This is a genomic window from Thomasclavelia sp., assembly GCF_047249845.1.
Classification (GTDB): domain Bacteria; phylum Bacillota_I; class Bacilli_A; order Erysipelotrichales; family Coprobacillaceae; genus Thomasclavelia.
In genome coordinates, this window is record NZ_JBKTWO010000006.1 from 30,659 (window position 1) to 51,031 (window position 20,373).

General features: G+C 28.7%; 15 protein-coding genes and 1 riboswitch. All 15 genes read left to right on the forward strand.

Translation table 11 applies throughout. The features are described from left to right. The first annotated feature begins 302 nt into the window (after positions 1–302). Complete coding sequence (locus ACLR9T_RS02570) at positions 303–3,395, forward strand: glycoside hydrolase family 3 protein (protein ID WP_413107971.1); 3,093 nt, start codon at positions 303–305, stop codon at positions 3,393–3,395. 521 nt (positions 3,396–3,916) lie between these two features. Next, complete coding sequence (locus tag ACLR9T_RS02575) at positions 3,917–4,156, forward strand: hypothetical protein (protein WP_413107972.1); 240 nt, start codon at positions 3,917–3,919, stop codon at positions 4,154–4,156. 801 nt (positions 4,157–4,957) lie between these two features. After that, a complete protein-coding gene (locus tag ACLR9T_RS02580) occupies positions 4,958–5,176 on the forward strand; it encodes a DUF6465 family protein (protein ID WP_413107973.1) in 219 nt (72 codons plus the stop codon). Between the two features lie 163 nt (positions 5,177–5,339). Continuing rightward, the gene (locus tag ACLR9T_RS02585) at positions 5,340–6,761 is read left to right on the forward strand and encodes a hypothetical protein (protein WP_413107974.1); all 1,422 of its coding nucleotides are present in this window, start codon (positions 5,340–5,342) and stop codon (positions 6,759–6,761) included. Positions 6,762–6,765: 4 nt separating this feature from the next. Beyond that, a complete protein-coding gene (locus ACLR9T_RS02590) occupies positions 6,766–7,809 on the forward strand; it encodes a hypothetical protein (protein ID WP_413107975.1) in 1,044 nt (347 codons plus the stop codon). A gap of 88 nt (positions 7,810–7,897) precedes the next feature. Further along, positions 7,898–8,038, forward strand: a riboswitch (cobalamin riboswitch). Positions 8,039–8,103: 65 nt separating this feature from the next. Continuing rightward, positions 8,104–8,772, forward strand: a complete 669-nt coding sequence (locus ACLR9T_RS02595; protein WP_413107976.1) for a DUF4430 domain-containing protein — start codon at positions 8,104–8,106, stop codon at positions 8,770–8,772. A 22-nt stretch (positions 8,773–8,794) separates the two neighbouring features. After that, on the forward strand, positions 8,795–9,634 hold the full coding sequence (locus tag ACLR9T_RS02600; RefSeq protein ID WP_413107977.1) for an energy-coupling factor transporter transmembrane component T: 840 nt from the start codon (positions 8,795–8,797) through the stop codon (positions 9,632–9,634). Further along, positions 9,627–11,147, forward strand: a complete 1,521-nt coding sequence (locus ACLR9T_RS02605) for an ABC transporter ATP-binding protein (RefSeq protein WP_413107978.1) — start codon at positions 9,627–9,629, stop codon at positions 11,145–11,147. Before ACLR9T_RS02600 ends, ACLR9T_RS02605 begins: the two co-directional genes overlap by 8 nt. Further along, positions 11,144–11,830 (forward strand): ECF transporter S component, encoded by a 687-nt coding sequence (locus ACLR9T_RS02610; RefSeq protein ID WP_413107979.1) that lies wholly within the window; start codon positions 11,144–11,146, stop codon positions 11,828–11,830. The genes ACLR9T_RS02605 and ACLR9T_RS02610 overlap by 4 nt, the downstream gene beginning before the upstream one ends. Then, on the forward strand, positions 11,830–12,948 hold the full coding sequence (locus ACLR9T_RS02615) for a prenyltransferase/squalene oxidase repeat-containing protein (protein ID WP_413107980.1): 1,119 nt from the start codon (positions 11,830–11,832) through the stop codon (positions 12,946–12,948). The genes ACLR9T_RS02610 and ACLR9T_RS02615 overlap by 1 nt, the downstream gene beginning before the upstream one ends. Positions 12,949–13,139: 191 nt before the next feature. Continuing rightward, a complete protein-coding gene (locus ACLR9T_RS02620; RefSeq protein ID WP_004608954.1) occupies positions 13,140–13,409 on the forward strand; it encodes a phosphocarrier protein HPr in 270 nt (89 codons plus the stop codon). Between the two features lie 43 nt (positions 13,410–13,452). Continuing rightward, complete coding sequence (gene ybaK / locus ACLR9T_RS02625) at positions 13,453–13,932, forward strand: Cys-tRNA(Pro) deacylase (RefSeq protein WP_413107981.1); 480 nt, start codon at positions 13,453–13,455, stop codon at positions 13,930–13,932. A 2-nt stretch (positions 13,933–13,934) separates the two neighbouring features. After that, on the forward strand, positions 13,935–14,432 hold the full coding sequence (locus ACLR9T_RS02630) for a cob(I)yrinic acid a,c-diamide adenosyltransferase (protein ID WP_413107982.1): 498 nt from the start codon (positions 13,935–13,937) through the stop codon (positions 14,430–14,432). A gap of 103 nt (positions 14,433–14,535) precedes the next feature. Further along, the gene (locus ACLR9T_RS02635) at positions 14,536–16,230 is read left to right on the forward strand and encodes a phospho-sugar mutase (RefSeq protein ID WP_413107983.1); all 1,695 of its coding nucleotides are present in this window, start codon (positions 14,536–14,538) and stop codon (positions 16,228–16,230) included. A gap of 175 nt (positions 16,231–16,405) precedes the next feature. Continuing rightward, positions 16,406–20,278: a SpaA isopeptide-forming pilin-related protein gene (locus tag ACLR9T_RS02640; protein WP_413107984.1), complete on the forward strand. Its 3,873-nt coding sequence runs from the start codon at positions 16,406–16,408 to the stop codon at positions 20,276–20,278. Positions 20,279–20,373: the final 95 nt, after the last annotated feature.

Here is a 20,373-nt window from a genome sequence, read left to right on the forward strand (position 1 = left end):
CTTCACAAGTATTTAAAATATAAGTATAGACGAGATGTTACTGTTAAATCAGGCCTGACCTAAGTATAGATAAAAGCAAAAGATTTTTTTGCTTGCCTTACTTAGGTTTTCTTTTTAAAGAAGCAGCATCAGTTTACAGATTTTAATCAGGTATAAACAAAATATAAGAATAAGGAGTGTGAGAATTAAGTGGAGCGGGATATTGTTAGTACCTGGTTGAAATTCTCAAGTATGTAATACTTGTTAAGTTTTATTTAAACCTTTGATTTATTTTAAATGAAAGCGGGAAAAGGAGAATAAAAATGAAAAGGTTAGGGAAAAAGAAAGTTATTTCACTAATTATGGTTTTATCAATGGTTGTTACAACTATTTTTAGTGCTAAAATCTCTAATGTTAGTGCATCAGAAAATGCTGAAAAAGCAAAAGCTCTTGTAAGTAAAATGACATTAGAAGAAAAAATCGGACAAAAAATCATGTTGTCTTTCCGTAGTGGATGGACAATGAAAGATGGTACAAAAATATCAGCAGTTCAAAATATAAATGATGAAATTTATGAAATTATTGGTAAATATGATATTGGTAGTGTAATTTTATTTGCTGCTAATTTTGATCCTAATGCAACAGTAAATGTTGAATTAACTGATGGTTTACAAAGAGCTGCTATGGATAAAGGATTAGGTAAAAATGATATTCCTTTGTTGATTGGTACAGATCAAGAGGGGGGAATTGTTTATCGTTTAACTGGAGGTACTGCTTTACCTGGTAATATGGCTTTAGGAGCTAGTGGTGACACTGAAAATGCTGTTAAAGCTGGTAAGATTATCGGTAGCGAATTAAGTGCAGTTGGTGTAAATGCTAACTTTGGACCAGATGCTGATGTAAATAACAATGCTAATAATCCTGTAATTGGGCTACGTTCATTTAGTAGTAATCCTCAGTTAGCAGCACAGTTTACTACTGCATATATTGAAGGAGTTCAAAGTAAAAATGTGGCAACAAGTGCTAAACATTTTCCAGGACATGGTAATGTAGCAACAGATTCTCATACAGGTTTACCTTCAGTTCCTGCTACTAAAGAGGAATTGTATCAAACTGAATTAGTTCCTTTTCAAGCAGCGATTGAAGCAGGAACTGATATGATTATGACTGCACATATTCAATTTCCTAATATTGTTACAGAAGAAATTTATTCAGATAAAAAAGGTGAATTAATAAGTCCACCAGCTACATTATCTAGAGAAATCTTAACTGATTTATTAAGAGATGAAATGAATTTTGATGGTGTAATTGTTACAGATTCTATGACAATGCAAGGGGTAACTAATTATTTTGATACAAATGAAAGAAATTTATTAGCTGTTAAAGCTGGAGTTGATATTCTAGATATTCCATTTAATGATATATCTTCTATGAGTGATATGGAAACTAAATTAATTCCATTGATTAATGCATTTGTTGATGCATATACTAAAGAGGGTGGATATAATGGAATTGAGTTATCTGTTGATGAGTTGGATAAATCTGTTGAAAGAATTTTAACTTTAAAATATAATCGTAATATAATGGATTTAGCTAATGACACTACTACTTTAGAAGAAAAGAAAGCTATTGCTTCAAGTGTTGTAGGTTCTGTTGAAAATCGTGAAACAGAAAGATTAATTTCTGCTAATGCTGTAACAGTTGTTAAGAATGAAAATGATGTATTACCACTTAAACTAACAAATGAATCAAGAGTAGTATTTGCATCTACATATTCAAGAAATAACAATAGATTTGTTTTAGCTTGGCAAAGAGCTAAACAAGCAGGAATTATTCCAGAAGGTGCAGATTATAAAATTTTACAACATTATAACTGGACTGGATTAAATGATAATGTAAATAGTGCTATAAATTCTGATGGTACCAAATTTGTAGGAACAAATAAAGATGTTTTAGATTGGGGGACTGTTCTTGTTCATGCATCAGAAATTAGTAGTGCTTCTGGAATAGATGGATATTTAGTAGCATGTCCACAATTATTTACTAAATATTGTAAGGAGAATGGAAAACAAACTGTTGTTATTTCATTAAATCATCCTTATGATGTACAGGCATTCCCAGATGCTGATGGTATTTTAGCTGTATATGGTACTACTAGCCTAGGATTAGATATTACTGAATCATTTGGTGGTGGTACAGTTGGAGCAACTGCAGCATTTAGTCCTAACTTAACTGCTGGTACCGAAGTTGTTTTAGGTACATTTGGGGCTTCAGGTAAATTACCTGTAGATGTTCCAAAATATGTTCCTGGTTCTAAAGTATATTCTACTGATGAAAATGTTTATGAATTAGGTTATGGTATTCAATATGATGCAATTGCTAAAGATCCTGATAAAACAGCTTTAAAGGAAATGATTGAAGAAGTAAAAGCTTTAAAAGAAGATGAGTTTACAGCTGAATCTTGGACTGCTGCAGCTAATGCATTAAATGAATTAAAAGATGTATTAAAAACAGCTGAAAATATTGATTTAACTCATAAATTAGCTCAATCTGTGGTAGATGAAGCCAGAACTGATTTACAAAATAAATATGATGCAGTATTAGCATTATTAGTACCTAATAATACTAGTAAGGTTGCATTATCAATTGCTCTTGAAATGGCTAAAGAAGTAACTCAAGAACAATTAGGTAAAGTAGTTCCAGCAGTAGCTAATGAATTTACTGCTGCTTTACAAAACGCACAAGCAGTTTATGATAAAGGAAATGCAAGTCAAGAAGAAATTGATAATGCATTTAATCGTTTAGCTCAAGTGATGCAAATGTTAGAATTCTATAAAGGGGATAAAACACAATTAAGTGCATTAGTAGAAAAAATAGGTGGATTAAACAAAGAAGATTATTCTACTGTAACATGGGATGTTTTAGATCCTGTATTAACAGAAGCTAACGGCGTTTTAGCTAATGCAAATGCATTAGAACAAGAAGTAAATGAAACTTATGATAAATTAGTAAGAGCATTCTTACAATTAAGATTAAAACCAAATAAAGAGTTATTAAATGAATTAATTGGAAAAGCTGAAAACTTAAATCGTGCATTATATACTGCTGCATCTTGTCAACCGCTAGATGCTGCATTAAATGAAGCCAGAGCAGTTTTAGCTAATAATGATGCGACCCAAGAAGAAATAGAAGTAGCACAAACAAATCTTCAGGTTGCATTGGATAATTTGGTAGTAAAAGATGTTACACCTGATGTTCCAAGCACTCAAGCTCCATCATCAGATGTTAAACCTGTAAATAATGGTGATTCTTCAGCATTAAAGACTGGCGATAATAGTATTATTCTTCCGTTAGCATTTACGGGATTATTAGCACTTGCAAGCGGTGCAATATTAATTAAAAAGAAAAAAGATTAATAGCATGATTTATGCTGTTAATCAATGACACTTTAATTTATTAGGATTAGAGTAACAAATAGGGGTAGAAAATTTGGTGATTATCACTGAGAGTTTCTACCTTTTTTATTTAGTTCATTCGATTTGTTTTTTATTGTCTTAATATGTAGATTTGTATCTTTGATTTTATCGTTTGAAATTTTTTGAGTATTATAAGTAGTTAATGAATTAATAATTTTGTCAAATCATGATTCTAAATAAAAATTAACGTACTTATTTAATTGTAGCAGCTATGATATAAAACTAGATGATGGAACTTTACGTACTATTATTGCTGGCATCATAAACTAATTTAATAAAGAAGTTCAAACATTATAGCACTTCTTTTAATTTTTAAATACTTGTTTTATTGATAAAGAAATTTTAAGAATGTATAGTTTAATTTCTATTTTTATTGATTTATTAAAGTACATACTATAAATGTTTAGTTATGTATATATGTATAATTGGATTGAAAACAGTAATTGGCAAGAAGGCCTGGATTGTATTATATAATTCATTTTTATGGTATACAGATACAATTATATGGTAATAAAGCACCTAAATTAGGAAATTTTAAAGTTTATATAGATAGCGAGTATCAAGAAACTGCTTCTGTTTATAATGATAGCAGATTAACTCAGCAGTTAATTTTTTCTCAAGAAGAACAAAAATTCAAGGAGTTTATAATAGTGTTAATCTTCAATTTGATTATGCAAAGGACTTCTTTAATAACAAATTAATTAAGACAGTTATTGAGATAATGGATTTTAAACAGGGATAAGCAGTGAGATAATTATTAGTATTAAGGATATACTAGATTCTAAAAAATATTTAGCTGTTGAATTGAATTTAACATATGACACTGAATTTTTAGACATTTTAAGTAATCAAGAGGATGTTATTATAAAATCAAAGGATGAGGGGAATGGAGTTTTACGTATTGTATTATCAGCAAAAAAGGCATAACTTTGGATTTTAAAGTTATTTAATCAATAATAGTTCAGTAAAACCTGAAGATACAAGGAGTATAATTTTGCTACTTACAGGATTATTAGTAACTACATTTATATTTTATAAAAGTAGAAAAAAAGTGATTGATCTTCAAATATAGGGGTCAGGTTAAGTTTTCATACATTTTAAATCTTGACATAGTATCGGTTGATCAATATTAAGATAAGGAAATATTGTTATTTATATTAAAAGTTTTAAAATTACAATAGATTACTGAGAATTTTATGTCCAATGTTGCAAAAGGGGCGAAAAGAAAATCTTAGCCTCTATTTAATTATAAAGTATGATTATCTTAGCGAAATTGATGTTATAATGTGATAAAAAGAAAGAAAGCTATTTTTAAGAGGAAAAATATTTCTGTTTTTTTTATTGCTTTTGCTAATAAATTTAATCTTTTGATAAAATAATTTATAAAACAGCTTATATTTTATCTTTATGAAGCAAAAAAATGCGATATTCACAATAAAATTTGCATAAATTTAATATTTATGATATTATAAGAATTGTAGAAACGGGGGAAAGATTTAGAAATGAAATCAATATTTGAAGTTCAATACAGAGGTAAAAACGCTAATACAACTGAAATTGAAAAAATGGTAAAAGAGGACGTTAAGGCAAAGGGAGTTAAAATCTCTACTATTGATACGTTGAACATTTATTATACACCAGAAACTTCTTCAGCTTATTACGTTGTGACTACTAAAGACGGTGAATCAATTAATAATGAAGAACCACTAAGTGTTGAGTAGTCTTAATATAATATCCAAGTGATATATCCAAAAATAAAGAACAGCAGAAATGCTGTTCTTTATTTTAGAAAAATTAATAATTATTAAAGATTATTATCGTCAAACTTAGTGGTTAATCGACAAGAAACATGCTATAATAATTTTGTTTTAAGGAGTGGAAAAAATGAAAAAAATTATTGTAGGTGTTTTTGCACTTTTATTATTTACGGGATGTTCTGGCGATAATGGTAGTCAGACACTTTTTGTAGCTGATAAAAATGATCAATTTGGTCTTATTGATATAGATGGTGATAAATATACTAGATTTATTTATGATAAATATGAACCGATAGGGAAGTATGGATATATTGTTGTTAAAGATAAAAAATATGGTTATCTTTCTTATGATGGTGAAGAAATTATTGAATTAGGAAAATATAAAAAATTAGTATCTATTTCTAATATGATCGTTGCTTATGATAAAAATGATAATCTATCAATTTTAAATAGTGAGGGTAAGAAGTTATATGATGATAAGAAAACAGAAATAATATTATCTGGATTACCAATCATTCATAATAATAAAGATTACATAGTTCTCTATGATACTGGGGAAATACTAGTAAGTAGTAAGGATAAAATTATAAGTGCTAATGTGAAAAATGATAATTATATGGCGGTATGTTTTGAAGAATCTATAGAGATTTATAATCAGAAAATTCTTGAAAAAGTTGTTAAAGTTGATTCTGGTGGTAATTACCAATTAATGTCTCATAGTAATGACAAGGGTTATTTGTTTTATGATCGTGTAGAGAAGAATGCTCTAGCATGTGATAATGAGGGTAAAATCATTTTTAAAGCTATGATAGATCTTGATGATTTATATTTTGACAAATCTGATAATATTACTGGAGTCAAAAATCAAACAACATATTTATTTGATAAAAAAGGAACTGCCACAGCGATTAATAGTTATTATCGCAATCTTGATAGTTATGTAATTAAAAACAAAGAGATGATCTATGGACCTCATAAATTTGTATATAATGGAAAAGAAATAGAGGTAGATAATATCCAGTTGGATCCAATGGCATCATATATTAATAGTAAACTTTTTCCTGTGTATGTAAGAAATAAGGGGTATATGTATTATAATTTTAATGGTAAACCGGCTCTTAAAACTGTCTTTGCAAGTGCGGAAATTTTTGATCGTAATAAATTGGCTATTGTTTCTAAAGAAGCTGATGAATATTATTTAATAAATCAAAGTGGTAAAAAAGTTTCTAAAAAATATGATCGGATTATTCATATTGGTGAGAAGTATTATGCTGGATTTGTTTCAGGTAGTAAATATGAAGTGATAGATACTAGTGGTAAAAAAATTATTGATGATAATTTTATGGACGATGGCTATGTTTTTACGTATAATGAAATAGTCTACGGAATTTTTAATAAGAGTGGAACAAGCTATGTCTATGATATGAATGAACTAGAAGTTATTTTTTCAGTTGAAGGAAATTTAGAATTTGCGGATGATGGATATTTTGTTACTGAAAATAGAGATGGTTATTATACATTGACAGGCGAAAAAATTTATACGAGGTAATGAAATGGATTATTATATTTATATGCTTAGTTCCTTAGCTATTATGTTAGTGATTGTAAAATTTGTTTTTTGTGAATTGGAAGGACATACAGCAAAAAAAAGGAACTTATTAAATTGGTATTTAAAACTATCTAAACCATTTAAATATGTTCGGACACGAAGTATTATTTTTATGAGTATTATTTGTTATTTAGTTGCTTCAATGCATCCGTTGTTTTCAATGGAATGGGCTGTTGAATTGATTGGATTTGTTGCAGTTGGAGTTATATTTGATGGTATTAGTCAATTTGTTGGCTATTATTATAGTAAGATTCGTTTTAAGAAAGATATTAATAATGCTCTTAAAACTAAAAATGAAATTAATAAAGCTATGGAATTGAGTGATAATGATTTAGTACAACAGAGCATGCCAACATATTCAAGTCAAGAAATAGTTTCAAGATATTTAGATGATCAAAGTCATTTAGCTGCAATTTCACTTGATGGCGGTGAATATGTATCATCGTTTAATAGCTTACCGCCAATTACATATGCCGTTGAAGCGCAATATGAAAAAGCTCAAGACAAACTTAATGATCGTAGTGTAAAAGTAACGAGATTAACAGATGACGGTAAACTTCCTTTTAAAGATGAGCGATTAGATGTTGTGGTAAATGAATTAGCTAATTATGATAAATATGATTTATATCGAGTTGTTAAACCTGGAGGATATATATTAGTAAATCAAATGGGTAGTGATAACTACAAAGAATTAATTAATATCTTCTTACCATTTAAATTACATGGACGCTGGGATCTTGAATCTGGCTCTAAGACACTTAGTGAAATTGGATTGGAAATCGTTGATGGAGTGGAAGAACATGGTTATGTTCGTTTTAATACGTTAACTTCGTTCATCCATTTTATGAAGGGAATCACGCGTGCTGATATAACTCAGGATCGATTTATGAATTTTTATGGACAGGTTTTAAAACAAATCAAAGAAAAAAGCTATTTTGAACTTACAACACATCGCTTTATGATCGTGGCTAGAAAAAAAGAGCTTTAAAACATTGATATGATTAATAAAATGACAAGAAGTAAAATTCTTGTCATTTTATTGCTTTTAGAAATGATTGTTGTATAATGGTACTAACTTGATATGCATATTTAATGGCTGCTTTAAGCATTAATAAGGAATCCTGTTAAAACCAGGAACGGTCCCGCCACCGTAATGATAAATGGTCAATAATCATTTAAATCAGAGTCGGATACTTACCATTATCTTAGGATACACTTTACGGATGATAGAGTAGTTCTATTTATGAGATAGAGTCCTTTTATGCGCTTTTTGGAGGATGTAATGAAAAAAATATCAAAAATAATAATTATTATATTCATGTTATTGATAACTGCTTGTAAAACTAATGATAAACATGTTAATCTAATAAATACTAAGGCAGTGAAAGTAAATGAAAGTGGTGTGGTAGTTGAAAGTGGTAATATTGTTAGAAGTAATGAAAATACTTCTGATTCCGTAGTTGCAGCAAATAATAAAAATAGAAGTTCAATTAATGATACAAATAATAATCAATCAAATAATATAAAGAGTAATGATTCTAATAAAGTATCTAAACCTGATGAGCAAATGATAAATGTAAGTATTACAATTGATTGTAAAACTATTCTTGATAATATGGATGATTTAAAAGATGGTTATTTAGATTTTATTCCAAAAGATGGGATTGTTTTGGAGAGTGTTGTTATAAGAGTAAAAAAAGATAGTACAGTTTTAAATGTTTTAGAGGCAGTAAATGAAAAATATAATTTAAATTTAAAAATACGAAAGTCACCATTTGGTGCATATATAACAGGAATTAAATATATAGAAGAAAAAATTTGTGGTAATAGTAGTGGCTGGATGTATAGTGTTAATAATGATTTTCCTGGGCAAAATGCAGGATCTTATCGATTAAAAGATGGTGATAATATAAAGTGGCGTTTTACGTGTAAACCAGGTGATTTAAAATAAGTATGTTAGAAAGGAAATTGTTATGGTTATAAAAAGTTTTAAAGAGAGTCATCCGATTGTATTATTTAGTTATTTTTTATCAATTATTATTTTATCAATTATTCAACGTAATTATTATTTAATTGTTTTAATAACGGTTTTGGCTATCATAGTAGACTATTTTTATAATAAAGATAACTTTTTAAAAGACATGAGATATTTTCTTATTTTAGTATTACTTGTAACAATTACTAATCCTCTTTTTGTAATGGAGGGTAAAGATATATTATATCAAAATGGTTTTATCACTATTACACTGCAGGCATTAGTTTATGGTCTGGTTTTTGGAATGTTATTGGGAAGTATGCTTTTATGGTTTAAAGTAATGAAAAAGTGTATTAGTGATAGTCATATAGTATATTTGTTTGGTTCTATCTTACCAACTATGGGTTTAGTAATTTCCATGAGTTTTAACATAATTAATAAGTTAAAAAACCAGTATCAAAAGATAAAAGAAGCAAATTATCATATGCCATCTAAAAATAAATTTATTTATTATCGAAATGTTGTAGTGATTTTGGTAACTTATGCATTTGAATCTTCATTGGATATGATGAATTCTATGATATCTAGAGGATATGGGAAAGCTAAACGTACTAATTTTCATTTATATAGTTTTAAAAAAGATGATTTTTTTAAGTTATTAGTCATTATAATTCTTAGCTTATTATGTTTATGGGGATATTTTGGTTATTATCAAAGTTTTTATTATTATCCAATGATTCAAATTTATCAATTTAAACTAATTGATATAATATTTTTTATTTCGTATTTAGCTTTAGCAGCTTTTCCGTTATGGTTAGGAGGAAAAAAGAATGTATAAGATTGAAAACTTCAGTTTTACATATCCTGAAGAAGGAACAGTTATTAAAAATATTTCTTTTGGAGTAAATGAAGGTGATTTTGTAGTTATTTCTGGTAAAAGTGGATGTGGTAAAACAACATTATTAAAACATTTAAAACCATCATTAAAACCTAAGGGTGAGGTAGATGGATTAGTTATTTTAGATGAAGAGATAGAGAATGATGATACTAAGATAGGTTTTGTTTTTCAAGACCCTAATGATCAAATAGTAATGGATAAAGTTTGGCATGAGATTGCTTTTGGTTTAGAAAATATAGCTACTCCCTTAAAACAGATGAAGCGTAGAGTAGGAGAAATTGTTAATTATTTTAATTTGCAAAATATCATTAATAAAGATACGCAATCTTTATCAGGGGGAGAAAAACAATTAGTTAATTTAGCTAGTGTAATGGTAATGAATCCTAAAGTTATTTTGTTGGATGAAGCAACTGCACAGTTAGATCCTGTTAATAGAGAAGAATTTATTAAGATATTAAAACAAATTAATGATGATTTTAATGTGACAATAATTTTTGTTGAACACCAATTAGAAGGACTGTTAAATGTTGCAAATCGCTTGATTGTAATGGATGAAGGTAAAATTGTTATAGATGATGATATTAAAAGTGCTGTTAATGAAATGTTAGCAAAAGAAATATTTATAGAATCATTGCCAAATTATGTAAGAATCTCTTCTTTAACAGATGAGTTGTGCTTATCTGTTAAAGATGCAAGAAATGCATTATCTGATTTTGATGATTTTGATATTAAGGATGTTGAAGATGTTGATACTGGTATTTTGATGGAAATTAGAGATTTAAATTTTGGTCATGATGATATTGTTTTAAAAAATCTGGATTTAGATATTAAGCAAAACGAGATACTTTCAATAGTTGGTGCTAATGGAAGTGGGAAGTCTACATTTTTACGCTGTATAGCTGAATTAGTTAAATTTCAGGGAAAAATAACTAAAGTTGGGTATGTTGATAAAATTGGTTATTTACCGCAAGACCCAACAACTTTATTTTTAAGTGATAAGGTAATTGATGACCTGTTAGTGGTTGATGAGAGTATGAAAAGTGTTGAGCTTCAATTAAATAATTTAGGAATAAGTGATTTGAAGGAAAAACATCCTTTTGATTTAAGTGGAGGACAAAAGCAGTTAGTTGCTTTGGCTAAAGTACTCTTGACTAAGCCTCAATTATTGCTATTAGATGAACCGACAAAAGGAATTGATGCTTTTAGTAAGGAGCATTTAGCAGCTTTGATTCGTGGTTTAAGTAAACATATGACGATCGTAGTAGCTAGTCATGATTTAGAATTTGTTGCTAAAATTAGTGATCGTGTAGCAATGATCTTTAATGGTCAAATGGAATCTATAGATACAATGAGACAGTTTTTTAGTAATAATATATTTTATACTACAACAATCAATAAGATTATGAGACAAAATAATTCAGAAGTAGTCTTATTAGAGGATCTTGGATTATGAAAATAACTAAAAATATGATTATATTAATTTTAATTATTTTAGTAACATTGATCGGTGTAGTTTTATTTAAAGATCAAAAATATAATTTGGTTATTATTTTATTGGTTACATTATCTTGTTTGCCGTTTTATTTTAAATATGAACATGATAAACCAAAAACTAGAGAAGTTATAATTCTAACTATCATGATTGCTTTAACGGTAATCTCACGAATTATTTTTATGATCACTCCAAGCTTTAAACCAGTAACAGTGATGGTGATAATATGTGGAATTGTTTTTGGCAGGGCTTCGGGTTTTATGTGTGGTTCTTTGTCAGCTTTGATATCAGATTTTGTGTTTGGAATTGGACCTTGGACACCTTTTCAAATGCTTGTTTGGGGAATAATTGGATATATAGCAGGAATATTTAGTAAACGGCTTTATAAAGATAAATATTTTTTATATGGATATAGTATTGTTTGTGGTATTGGCTATTCATTGGTCATGGATCTATGGTCAGTTTTAGCAATTGAAAATAGTTTTAATTTTACAAGGTATTTGGCTATTGTACTAACATCACTACCAGTGATGTTAGTATATATTGTTTCAAATATAATTTTTATGTTTTTACTTAGTAGGATAATGTTTCAAATCCTGCAGCGAGTAAAAGTAAAGTATGGAATAATGGAGGGAAAGATTTAATGAAAAAAATAGTAAGTTTAATTGTATCGTTAGTGATTTTAGGGGGGATCATTACTCCTGTTAATGGACAAACTGATGCTTTGTTAAAAGCACAGAATTATTGGTTAAATAATAAAGAACTAAATAGTTTAGATGCTGTTTTAACAGTTGAAGCGCTTGGTTTAGATGTTGAAGATAATAAGAATGGTTTTGTTGTCAATTATGATTTTGCGGCACCTGTTAATAGTTATGGCGAGATGGTAAAATATGAGGATATGGATTGTGGATATTTATCAAAAAATATTATGGCTCTAGTATCAATGAAGATAGATCCTTCTAAATTAATGCTAGCAGATGGTTCAATTAAAAATTTAATTGAAATTTTAAAATCAAAAATAGATGATGAGGGTAATGTTTTTTATGGAAACGGAAATCTTGAGTCGAGTATTATTTATACAATGTATGCACTATCAATTGTAGAACCTAATTATAATTTAAGTAAATTAGGTGCAAAGTTAGCAGATTTACAATTAGATGATGGATGTTGGGGATATAATGGAGCCTGGGGTGGTCCGGATGTAACAGGCTGGGCAATTGGTGCTTTAGCTTTATGTGGAGATACTTACCAAAGTTCTATTGATAAAGCATTAACATATTTTGTTTCTATTCAACAAGATGATGGAGCTTTTGTACCAAATGATGGTTGGAGTGTTGCCAATAGCAATACCCAAGGTTGTGTTGTTTGGGGGCTATTAGAATATGATGTTAATAGTGTTAAAGCAGGTGTTTTAAAAAAATCATATGAATCATTAATGACCTTTTTGTTAGAAGATGGTTCATTTGCATATAAAGCAGATCAGGATTATGGTGATAATTATGCTACGATACAAGCAGGTTTAGCATTAGGGGTTTATGAAAATGGTTCGTTATTTTCAAATCTTCGTAGTCAATATAAAGAAATGTTAAATCCACAGCCTAACATTCCTGAAAATACTCCTACACCAGAAGAAAATAAAACTATTCCAACTGATAAAACAGTAGCAGCAGTTAAAACAGGTGATGATGCGTTGATTCTAACAGGAATGTTTATGTTCATAGTTAGTGGGGGGATCTTTTTATCTGTTAAAAAGGTATTTTAAAATAGTTATATATAGTGGAATTTAAATTTGCTTTTATTATTAAAAGTGTACAAAAAAAGTCTTAAAAGAGTAATTTTTGTTGATATATTGGGACAATCTGTAAGCGCTAAATTTTATTGAAAAAGTACTTTAAAACAAGTGATTTAGGTGGTATAATTGTTTTATAGAAATTTTAAGGAGGAGTCATAAAAATGGCAGAAAAATTATCTTTTGTAGTATCTGATCCAGTGGGATTACATGCTAGACCAGCTACTATCTTAGTTAACCAAGCTAGTAAGTTTACAAGTGATATTAAATTAGTTTATAATGGTAAAGAAGTAAACTTAAAATCTATTATGGGAGTTATGTCTTTAGGTGTTCCTACTAAAGCTACAGTAGAAATCATTGCTGAAGGTGATGACGAAAAAGATGTAATTGCTTCTATTGCTAAAGTTATTAAGGAACAAAAAGTAGCAGAATAAAAATGAGAAGTCTTGGGACTTCTTTTTATTTATGGGAGGAAATATGTCAAAATCAGTTAAAACTAATGCACTAAGATTATTAGATAAAGCTAAAATTAATTATGAGATAAAGGAATACCAGTATGATGAAAAACACTTAAGTGGTGAGCATATTGTATCTCAAGTAGATATGGAAGCTAAAGATATTTTCAAAACTTTAGTATTAAAAGGGAATCATGATTATTTAGTTTGTTGTATACCAGTATTAGAGGAAATTGATTTGAAAAAATTAGCTAAACTATCTAATAATAAAAGTGTAGCAATGGTTCAAATGAAAGAGCTTTTACAAATAACTGGTTATATTCGAGGCGGATGTTCACCAGTTGGAATGAAGAAAAAATTTGATACATATTTTGATAGTTCAATTAATGAGTGTACTAAGATTGCTCTAAGTGCAGGAAAACGTGGTTTTCAAATGATTGTTGATGCTAAAGAACTAATTGATTATTTAAATGCAATAGTTGGTAATGTGATAAAGGAGTAGTTATGATTCAGTGTTATTATGGAAATGGAAAAGGTAAAACGACTGCAGCTATTGGACAGGCTTTGAGAATGGTAGGAGCGGGCAAAAAAGTGATGATGATTCAATTTTTAAAGGATGGTTTTAGTAGTGAAAATAAAGTTCTTGAAAAATGTGGAATAAAAGTGCTGGCTCAAAAGATGCCGGCAATGTTTGTTAATATGAATGATCCTGAAATGATTAAAGAGGTAACTATGTTAGTTAATGATTTATTTTTAATGATCGATGAAAGTTATGATGGTATCATTTTGGATGAATTATTAGATGCTATTGCATTAAATTTGATTAATGAGGGAATGGTTTATGATTATCTAGTTGATTTAAAGGATAATCATGAAATTATTTTGACAGGAAGAATGCCAAGTCATAAAATCAAACCAATTCTTGATTATTCAAGTGAAGTAAAAAAACATAAGCATCCTTATGATAAAGGAATTAAAGCTAGAAAAGGAATAGAATATTAAGGACTATTTACTAGTTTAAAATATAAATTGTAATAATTTCATGGATAAAACAAGTAGTCAAATTTATAGAGATTTGTTATAATTAATTCAAGAGGTGAAAAACATGGATTATAATAATGAATATCAAAGATGGGCAGAATGTAAAGACTTAGATCCATCATTAAAAGCAGAATTAACTAGTATGACTGAAAAGGAAAAAGAAGATGCTTTCTATATGAATTTAGAATTTGGGACAGCCGGTATGCGTGGGATTTTAGGGGCTGGAACTAATCGAATGAATCTCTATACGATTAGAAAAGCTAATGTTGGTTTTGCAAAATACGTATTAGGTTTACCAGAAGGAAAGGAACGCGGTATTGCAATAGGTTATGATAATCGTCATATGTCATATAAGTTTGCAATTGAAAGTGCTAAAGTCTTAGCAACTTATGGAATCAAATCATATATTTTTGAAAGTCTAAGACCAACTCCTGAGTTATCTTTTGCGGTCCGTTATTTAAAATGTGCAGGTGGAATTATGATTACTGCCAGCCATAATCCTAAAGAATATAATGGATATAAGGTTTATGATGATACTGGATGTCAATTAATTCCAGAATGGGGAGATCAAGTAGTCGCTTATGTAAATGAAGTTAAAGATGAACTTGGAATTGAGGTAATTAGTGATGAAGAAGCTTATCCATATATTACATGGATTGGTGAAGAAGTAGATGAAGCATATTATAAAGAAGTAATGGCAATTGAGATTAATCCAGATATGGATAAAAGTGATTTTAAAATTGTATTTTCACCACAACATGGGACATCTAATTTACCTGTTAGAAATTGTTTGACTCGTTTAGGATATAATGTGATTCCAGTATTGGCACAATGTGCACCAGATCCGGATTTTTCTAATACAGCATCACCAAATCCTGAAGTAGCCTGTTCATATGATCTTGCGATTAGAAAGGCAAAGGAAGTAGATGCAGATGTTGTAGTAATTTGTGACCCAGATGGAGATCGTTTAGGGGTTGTTGCTAAACATGATGATGAGTATGTGTTAATGTCTGGAAATCAAAGTGCTGCAGTTTATTTAGAGTATATTTTAAGTGAACTAAAAAAACAAGATAAGTTGCCAGCTAATGCAGTAATGTATAATACTATAGTTACAAGTGATCTAGGGGAATTGGTTTCTAAATCTTATGGAGTTGAAGTAGAAAAGACTTTAACAGGATTTAAGTTTATTGGTGATAAGATTCGTAAATATGAGAAAACTAAAGAAAAAGAATTTATTTTTGGTTATGAAGAATCTTATGGTTGTGTAGTAAAAGATTTTGTTCGAGATAAAGATGCTGTTCAGGCAGTAGTAATGGCTGCTGAAGCAGGGAACTTTTATAAGAAACAAGGAAAAGATTTAATAGATGTATTAAATGATTTATATGCTAAACATGGTACCTTTAAAGAGTCTCAAATTGCATTAAGTAAGGCTGGGGCTGAAGGTGCTAGGCGTATTAAAGAAATCATGGATAATTTAAGAAAAGACGCTCCAGCTACTATTGGTGGTTATAAAGTTGTTGCGGCTGAAGATTATCAAAACAGTCAAAGAGTAGAGGCTGATAATATTACAACTATTGATTTACCAAAATCAAATGTTTTGAAATATTATTTGGAAGATGGTTCTTGGATCGCAGCTCGTCCAAGTGGAACAGAGCCAAAATGTAAGTTCTATTTCTCAATTAAAGGTACTAATGTAGAAGATGCTAGCAATAAAACAGAAGTCTTCCAAAAAGATGTTTTAAATATTATTGGAGAATAGTATTTAATTAGAAAATGATATATTATCATTTTCTTTTTTTATTGCTTATGATTATTTAATAAATCATTTTGTAACGTGACCACTGTGTGACTGAGGCTTGTTATATTATTAATAGATTAAATAGAATAGAACATATTTGTTTAGAATATAAAAATAATCGCAGGAGGTAATTAATATGATATGTCTTAGAAAATTAGGAAAGAGATTTTTAACAGCAGGGTTAGTAATAACAATGATTCTTAGTGTTGTGACAGTTAATCTTTCAATGGTTAGTGCTTTAAGTGAAAGAAATGTAAAGCCAACTGAAACAATAGAAAATCCTACACCTATAAACATCGCAGAAACTGATGATGAAAGTTATGTAGTAGAAAATATGTCATATGACTCTATTGAGGTTACAATAAGTCACTTATTAGATGGTGTTAAAATTTATAGTGATGATAATACAGAAATTAATTCTCGAGGAAAAATCAATAATTATAAAAAAGCAGCTAATTATGATATTGTTAATGCAATAGTAACGACTGCAGGTAAAACACAAACTTTAACTGGTGAAGCATTAAGACATTTAGAAGCAGATGATGATATTATAATTGTTGTAAATTATTCAAAGAAAACATCTACTCAAACTGGAAATACAGTTTTTTATGATTATGATGTAAAACCTCGTGTCGTAATCAATGGTAGTGATAGAGAATCATCAACTGGTAGATACTGGGGAGCATACTACAGCATTAATTATATTGATAATTACAGTAATAAAAGTAATAATGCAATTCGTTTTGCAATGGGTACAACTAATATGAACTATACAATTAACACGTATAATCATGTTTATAATGGCAAAAAGATCAATGCTTACGATCGAGGAACAGGGGCTAATTCAATTAAAAATGGTATAATTAAAGGTTTAAGTGAAGATTATAATGAAGTATTATTTAATGTTGATAATCCTGGTGTATTTACTAATACACCAACTAAAGGAAAAACAATCTATAATGATTATACTTTGCAATTTACAAAATCAGGTGATAATTATAAATTTGATGGTGTAAAACATCCAAGTGGTAAATTTACTAAAAGTGGAGCAAACTTTTTTCCACTAAATGAACATGTTAATGAAACTTATGTGGATCAGGCTAATACTGATGGAAATAACTGTTTCTTTGGAATGCGTTATGATGTTGAATTTACATTAGGTGATTATATTGGTGATTTAAATTATTCATTTACTGGGGATGATGATTTATGGGTTTTATTAGATGGAGAAGTTGTATTGGATATTGGTGGTATTCATGATGCAATTAGTAAAAATATAAATTTATGGAATGCTCTAGAACAAAAAGGAATTGTAAAAGGTAATTTGACAGAAAAACAAAAAAATGAACCTCATCGTTTAACTATTTTATATATGGAACGTGGAGCATATGCGTCAAATTGTCAAATGAATTTTACTATTCCAAATGCATATTTGGTAGATGTTAGTGATGCCCCTAAAACTGATCTAACAATTGAAAAAGTTTCAAGTGAAAGTTCAACTACATTATTACCAGGGGCAAACTTTGTTTTAACTAGTGATGATAATCCTAATGATATTAGAAATTTAGTAACCGATGAAAAAGGTCAATTACATTTAACTAATTTAACTAAAGGAACTTATACTTTAACAGAAACAAGTGCTCCTGATGGATATCAAATCAATGAAAAAACTTATAAAATTATTGTTGAAGAAGTTGGAGGAGAAGCAGTATCTAAATTGTATCAACAAAATGGTACATTAATAGGTGATAATAAGATTACTAATGTGCCAATTAAAATAACATCAGAAAATATTCAAACAAATAAGACAGCATCGTTAATTGATTGGGATGAAAGATTATATCAAGTTGATCTTTATGCAGCTCATAATATTCTTCCAGTTGAAAAACAACTTAATTTAGCATTAATGTTAGATTTTAGTGGTAGTATGCCTTGGTTTGTAACTAAACCGACAGGTGGTAATATTAGTTATAGTCAGTTAAATACAAAAGCTAATAGAGAAGCATATACGTTAAGTACAGGAGGTAGTAAAGGCGTAAGTGCATGGAGTGGATATAAATATTATGTTTTACGTGATGGTGAAGGATCAAGTAAGGAATATAAGCCGGTTGCATATTTGAGTAGTAAAGAAGCTGGAAATAATTATAGTGCAGGCTGGTATTCAATTGCATCAGGTTCAAATGGTGAAAAAGGGAGACAAACTGTTGTTAGTCCAACTGAACGAATTTATGTTAGAGGAGCCAATGATCAAACTAAATTAGAGGCTTTACAAACAGCAATTACAAATTTTATAGAAAATTTAAAGATCGTTTCACCAAAATCTAAGGTAGCAATCATTCCATATGCTGGTCAAATTATTACTGGTGTTGCTAATACTAATCAATTTACTAATATTGATAATATAAATATTAAAGATATTTTTTCAAAAATTACTTTACTTGGTGGAACTTATCAAAACTTAGCTTTAGATCAAGCTTATTCATTATTAAATAAAAGTAATTATGATAAAGCAAATACTTATGGTATTTTATTTAGTGATGGTGATGTAAGTGGTGGTAATGGACAGTTGGTTAATACAGCAGCAGATAATTTAAAGAAAAAAGTTAATTTATTATTTACAGCAGGTATTTTTGGTGATACAAAATCTAGTGGGACTGAAAATATGAAAAACTGGGCATCAAATGATCCAGTCGATGCTAGTAAGAAATTAGTTTATATAAGAAATACTTCAACTGACTTAATTGATGCTTTTTCTGAAATATTTGGCTATATTACAGTTCAATTAAACAATGTAACAGTAGTTGATTATATTGATAATCGTTTTGACATCACAGATGAAAATGGTAATAAATTAGATATAAAAGAGGGTAAAGAAATTGATTTTGCTGGTGGAAAAGTAGGTAAAGATGAACGTGGTGTATATATTAAATGGACAAAAGTAAATTTATCATATGCTCAAGACCTTAAATATGGATGGCATCGAACTATTTATGTTAAAGCTAAAGATGATTATATTGGTGGAAATAATGTAAAAACTAACATTGATAGTATTTCAGAAGTAAAAACTGAAGATGGAAAAGCAAAAGAATTTATTACACCTACTGTTAATGTTAAAATTGCATTAGAAGTTGGTAATAATAATGATGTATTATTTAAAGGTGAAGTATATGGTAATGAAAATATTGAAAAATTAATTGATAAGATGTTTGATTTAAGTAATTATAATCCTAATTATAAAGGTGTTGATTTAACTAATTGTACGTTTACCTGGTATAAAGATGAAACTTTAATGGAGCCTGTTGATCTTAAAGAGTTAACAGAAGATGGAAAATATTATTTGAAAGTAGTTTATAATGTTAAGGAAGCAAATGCTCAAAGCAATAATAATACTACAAAAGATGGTATTGTTTATAATAACGGAACTGGAGTTCAGGCAATTAATAAAGATGATGAAACAAAAAATTATGGTGTTCTAGCAATTAATTTTGTTGCAGGGCAATTGAAAATTGAAAAAACAATTGATAATCAGTATGTTACAAAAAATACTGCATCAAAAATAAATTCAAATCAAACTTTTGTGTTTAAAATTCAACAATATCAGGTTAATAGTGATGGTAGTAAGGGAAGCTTAGTAAAAACTTTCTATCAAACAATTTCTTTTAATGCTAATGAAAGTGAAGTTACTAAAACAGCTGTTATTTCTGAATTAGAAAAAGGTTATTACACAATTAGCGAAGAAAGTTCTTGGTCAACAAAATATGATTTGAAGAGCATTAAAGATAATTATGAAAATAATGATGTATCAGGTACAGATATCTTAATTGGTGAATTAACTAATATAGATAGTAATGGAATAAAGACAATGTATGGCTTAGACAAGTCATGTAATAATAATTATGAAAGTATGGCAAAAGGTGAAGCAGCAAAAGTATCATTTAAAAATGAAGTTAATAATTGGTCTAAATGGTATAGTGATACTGGTCTAGCTAAGAATATTTTTAATCAATAAGAAGTGTGGTTTATTCACACTTCTTTTTAAAACTCTTACAATCGTGACCACCATGTGACAGATAATTGATATTATTTTGGTAGATAAAAGATATA